The sequence below is a fragment of the Nocardia sp. NPDC019395 genome (assembly GCF_040632335.1).
Taxonomy (GTDB): Bacteria; Actinomycetota; Actinomycetes; order Mycobacteriales; family Mycobacteriaceae; genus Nocardia.
On sequence record NZ_JBEYBT010000041.1, the window covers coordinates 1 to 5,426 of the forward strand.

Genomic DNA, 5,426 nt, shown 5'->3' on the forward strand with positions numbered 1-5,426 from the left:
GTGTGTGCGTGTGTTCTTTGAGAACTCAATAGTGTGTTGATGAATGTCAGTGCCAAATATTTTATTTGGTTTCGGTTCTTCATACCCCCGTGTGGAGGGCCGAACATTTAAGTCAGCTAAATTCCGGCTGGCGATTTGTTTTGCTAGGTTTTCGGACTCTAGTTTGTACTTTTGATTGCGCCCTTCGGGGTGTGGTTGTGAGTCTTCAACGGAGAGTTTGATCCTGGCTCAGGACGAACGCTGGCGGCGTGCTTAACACATGCAAGTCGAGCGGTAAGGCCCTTCGGGGTACACGAGCGGCGAACGGGTGAGTAACACGTGGGTGATCTGCCTCGCACTCTGGGATAAGCCTGGGAAACTGGGTCTAATACCGGATATGACTCCTGGTTGCATGATCAGGGGTGGAAAGATTTATCGGTGCGAGATGAGCCCGCGGCCTATCAGCTTGTTGGTGGGGTAATGGCCTACCAAGGCGACGACGGGTAGCCGGCCTGAGAGGGCGACCGGCCACACTGGGACTGAGACACGGCCCAGACTCCTACGGGAGGCAGCAGTGGGGAATATTGCACAATGGGCGGAAGCCTGATGCAGCGACGCCGCGTGAGGGATGACGGCCTTCGGGTTGTAAACCTCTTTCGACTCCGACGAAGCGAAAGTGACGGTAGGAGTATAAGAAGCACCGGCCAACTACGTGCCAGCAGCCGCGGTAATACGTAGGGTGCGAGCGTTGTCCGGAATTACTGGGCGTAAAGAGCTTGTAGGCGGCTTGTCGCGTCGATCGTGAAAACTCGGGGCTCAACCCCGAGCTTGCGGTCGATACGGGCAGGCTTGAGTACTTCAGGGGAGACTGGAATTCCTGGTGTAGCGGTGAAATGCGCAGATATCAGGAGGAACACCGGTGGCGAAGGCGGGTCTCTGGGAAGTAACTGACGCTGAGAAGCGAAAGCGTGGGTAGCGAACAGGATTAGATACCCTGGTAGTCCACGCCGTAAACGGTGGGTACTAGGTGTGGGTTTCCTTCCACGGGATCCGTGCCGTAGCTAACGCATTAAGTACCCCGCCTGGGGAGTACGGCCGCAAGGCTAAAACTCAAAGGAATTGACGGGGGCCCGCACAAGCGGCGGAGCATGTGGATTAATTCGATGCAACGCGAAGAACCTTACCTGGGTTTGACATACACCGGAAACCTGCAGAGATGTAGGCCCCCTTGTGGTCGGTGTACAGGTGGTGCATGGCTGTCGTCAGCTCGTGTCGTGAGATGTTGGGTTAAGTCCCGCAACGAGCGCAACCCTTATCTTATGTTGCCAGCGCGTAATGGCGGGGACTCGTGAGAGACTGCCGGGGTCAACTCGGAGGAAGGTGGGGACGACGTCAAGTCATCATGCCCCTTATGTCCAGGGCTTCACACATGCTACAATGGCCGGTACAGAGGGCTGCGATACCGTGAGGTGGAGCGAATCCCTTAAAGCCGGTCTCAGTTCGGATCGGGGTCTGCAACTCGACCCCGTGAAGTTGGAGTCGCTAGTAATCGCAGATCAGCAACGCTGCGGTGAATACGTTCCCGGGCCTTGTACACACCGCCCGTCACGTCATGAAAGTCGGTAACACCCGAAGCCGGTGGCCTAACCCTTGTGGAGGGAGCCGTCGAAGGTGGGATCGGCGATTGGGACGAAGTCGTAACAAGGTAGCCGTACCGGAAGGTGCGGCTGGATCACCTCCTTTCTAAGGAGCATTCTCCATGCCGGCTCGAAGAGTCGAGTTCCGGTTGTGGCAGAGGCCGTTCATGTCCCCGACTGTGGGACTGCGGTTGCTCATGGGTGGAACGCTGACAACCTCCATCACATTCGGCTGGGACTGTGTTCCCGGTGCTGGTGGATATATCAACACACTGTTGGGTCCTGAAAGAACAGGCGTTCTTTCCAGGCAATAAACATGATCTGCTCGGATCTCCGTCATACCGCGAGAGCTTCCCTTCGGGGGGTTTTCGGCTGGTGCGGGTGCAAGGTTCGGGTGGGTGTGTTGTTTGAGAACTGCACAGTGGACGCGAGCATCTTTGTTTTGTAAGTGTTTTAGAGCGTTCGGTGGATGCCTTGGCACCAGGAGCCGATGAAGGACGTAGGAGGCTGCGATAAGCCTCGGGGAGCTGTCAACCGAGCTGTGATCCGAGGGTGTCCGAATGGGGAAACCCAGCACGAGTTAAATGTCGTGTTACCCGCCAGTGAATATATAGCTGGTGTGGAGGGAACGTGGGGAAGTGAAACATCTCAGTACCCACAGGAAGAGAAAACAATAGTGATTCCGTGAGTAGTGGCGAGCGAAAGCGGATGAGGCTAAACCATGCACGTGTGATAGCCGGCAGGCGTTGCGTGTGTGGGGTAGTGGGGCTCATTTTCTTGTTACTGCCGTGACAAGCAACAGTAAGAAAAGATCGTGTTAGTCGAATTGGTCTGGGACGGCCAACCGTAGACGGTGAGAGTCCGGTAGGCGAAAACACGTTCTCTGTTGTAGTGAGTGCCCGAGTAGCAGCGGGCCCGTGAAATCTGCTGTGAATCTGCCGGGACCACCCGGTAAGCCTGAATACTACCTGGTGACCGATAGCGGACTAGTACCGTGAGGGAAAGGTGAAAAGTACCCCGGGAGGGGAGTGAAATAGTACCTGAAACCGTGCGCTTACAATCCGTCAAAGCCTGTGAGTCCTTGTGGCTGTGGGTGATGGCGTGCCTTTTGAAGAATGAGCCTGCGAGTTAGTGGCATGTGGCGAGGTTAACCCGTGTGGGGTAGCCGTAGCGAAAGCGAGTCCGAATAGGGCGTTGGAGTCGCGTGTTCTAGACCCGAAGCGGAGTGATCTACCCATGGCCAGGGTGAAGCGACGGTAAGACGTCGTGGAGGCCCGAACCCACTTAGGTTGAAAACTGAGGGGATGAGCTGTGGGTAGGGGTGAAAGGCCAATCAAACTCCGTGATAGCTGGTTCTCCCCGAAATGCATTTAGGTGCAGCGTCGCGTGTTTCTCACCGGAGGTAGAGCTACTGGATGGTCTAGGGGGCCCACAAGCTTACCGAAATCAGCCAAACTCCGAATGCCGGTGAGTGAGAGCGCGGCAGTGAGACTGCGGGGGATAAGCTTCGTAGTCGAGAGGGAAACAGCCCAGATCGCCGGCTAAGGCCCCTAAGCGTGTACTAAGTGGAAAAGGATGTGGGATTGCGCAGACAGCCAGGAGGTTGGCTTAGAAGCAGCCACCCTTGAAAGAGTGCGTAATAGCTCACTGGTCGAGTGATCCTGCGCCGACAATGTAGCGGGGCTCAAGTACACCGCCGAAGCCGCGGCAGTCACACAATACATCCGTGCACCCTTACGGGGGTGTGTGCAGTGGTGTGGCTGGGTAGGGGAGCGTCGTGTAGCCAGGGAAGCAGCGGGGTGACCTAGTTGTGGAGGCTGCGCGAGTGAGAATGCAGGCATGAGTAGCGAAAGACGAGTGAGAAACTCGTCCGCCGAATGACCAAGGGTTCCTGGGCCAGGTTAATCCGCCCAGGGTGAGTCGGGACCTAAGGCGAGGCCGACAGGCGTAGTCGATGGACAACGGGTTGATATTCCCGTACCCGTGTATCCGCGCCCAATGGCGAATCATCTGTGCTAAGTGCCCAAAAGCTGATGGACCTCCTTCGGGAGGCCGGAGGTGGCTGCGCATGACCCTGGGTGTAGTAGTCAAGCGATGGGGTGACGCAGGAAGGTAGCTGGGCCAGTCAGTGGTTGTACTGGTGTAAGCCTGTAGGGCGTTGTGTAGGCAAATCCGCACAGCATGTGCCTGAGAGGTGATGCGTAGCCGATTGAGGCGAATTCAGTGATCCTATGCTGCCGAGAAAAGCCTCTAGTGAGTTGGTGCACGGCCCGTACCCCAAACCGACACAGGTGGTCAGGTAGAGAATACTAAGGCGATCGAGAGAACTGTGGTCAAGGAACTCGGCAAAATGCCCCCGTAACTTCGGGAGAAGGGGGGCCATGTCCGGTGAACGCCTTTACGGTGGGAGCTGGGTGTGGCCGCAGAGACCAGAGAGAAGCGACTGTTTACTAAAAACACAGGTCCGTGCGAAGTCGTAAGACGATGTATACGGACTGACGCCTGCCCGGTGCCGGAAGGTTAAGAGGACCGGTTAGCGCTTCGGCGCGAAGCTGAGAATTTAAGCCCCGGTAAACGGCGGTGGTAACTATAACCATCCTAAGGTAGCGAAATTCCTTGTCGGGTAAGTTCCGACCTGCACGAATGGCGTAACGACTTCTCTGCTGTCTCGACCACAGACTCGGCGAAATTGCATTACGAGTAAAGATGCTCGTTACGCGCGGCAGGACGAAAAGACCCCGGGACCTTCACTATAGCTTGGTATTGGTGTTCGGTACGGTTTGTGTAGGATAGGTGGGAGACTGTGAAACTCGCACGCCAGTGTGGGTGGAGTCATCGTTGAAATACCACTCTGATCGTATTGGACCTCTAACCTCGGACCATGATCTGGTTCAGGGACAGTGCCTGGTGGGTAGTTTAACTGGGGCGGTTGCCTCCCAAAATGTAACGGAGGCGCCCAAAGGTTCCCTCAGCCTGGTTGGCAATCAGGTGTTGAGTGCAAGTGCACAAGGGAGCTTGACTGTGAGACAGACATGTCGAGCAGGGACGAAAGTCGGGACTAGTGATCCGGCACCGGCATGTGGAAGCGGTGTCGCTCAACGGATAAAAGGTACCCCGGGGATAACAGGCTGATCTTCCCCAAGAGTCCATATCGACGGGATGGTTTGGCACCTCGATGTCGGCTCGTCGCATCCTGGGGCTGGAGTAGGTCCCAAGGGTTGGGCTGTTCGCCCATTAAAGCGGCACGCGAGCTGGGTTTAGAACGTCGTGAGACAGTTCGGTCTCTATCCGCCGCGCGCGTTGGAAACTTGAGGAAGGCTGTCCCTAGTACGAGAGGACCGGGACGGACGAACCTCTGGTGTGCCAGTTGTCCCGCCAGGGGCACGGCTGGTTGGCTACGTTCGGAAGGGATAACCGCTGAAAGCATCTAAGCGGGAAGCCTGTTCCAAGATGAGGTTTCCCACCACCTCGAGTGGTTAAGGCCCCCTACAGACCATGGGGTTGATAGGCCGGAACTGGAAGCACAGTAATGTGTGGAGGTGACCGGTACTAATAGGCCGAGGGCTTACTGAACAAAGATTGCTACGCGTCCACTGTGCAGTATCTGAAACAACACACAGATACAGAAGACACAACAAGCCCGGGTTCCGGGTGGTTTGTGGCTGTCTGTGTGGATAGTTTCATAGAGTTACGGCGGTTATAGCGGCGGGGAAACGCCCGGTCCCATTCCGAACCCGGAAGCTAAGCCTGCCAGCGCCGATGGTACTGCACTCGACAGGGTGTGGGAGAGTAGGACACCGCCGGAACATA

At 56.3% G+C, this 5,426-nt stretch carries 3 rRNA genes; all 3 read left to right on the forward strand.

Annotated elements, in window-relative coordinates:
* Positions 1 to 205: 205 nt before the first annotated feature.
* The 3 genes from ABZ827_RS31250 (at position 206) to rrf (ending at position 5,422) form a co-directional block, all read left to right on the forward strand.
* Positions 206 to 1,722, forward strand: a 16S ribosomal RNA gene (locus ABZ827_RS31250).
* 336 nt (positions 1,723 to 2,058) lie between these two features.
* Positions 2,059 to 5,189: ribosomal RNA gene (locus ABZ827_RS31255) — 23S ribosomal RNA — on the forward strand.
* A gap of 116 nt (positions 5,190 to 5,305) precedes the next feature.
* Positions 5,306 to 5,422 (forward strand): 5S ribosomal RNA (gene rrf / locus ABZ827_RS31260).
* The 16S, 23S and 5S rRNA genes sit together here, the layout of an rRNA operon.
* Positions 5,423 to 5,426: the final 4 nt, after the last annotated feature.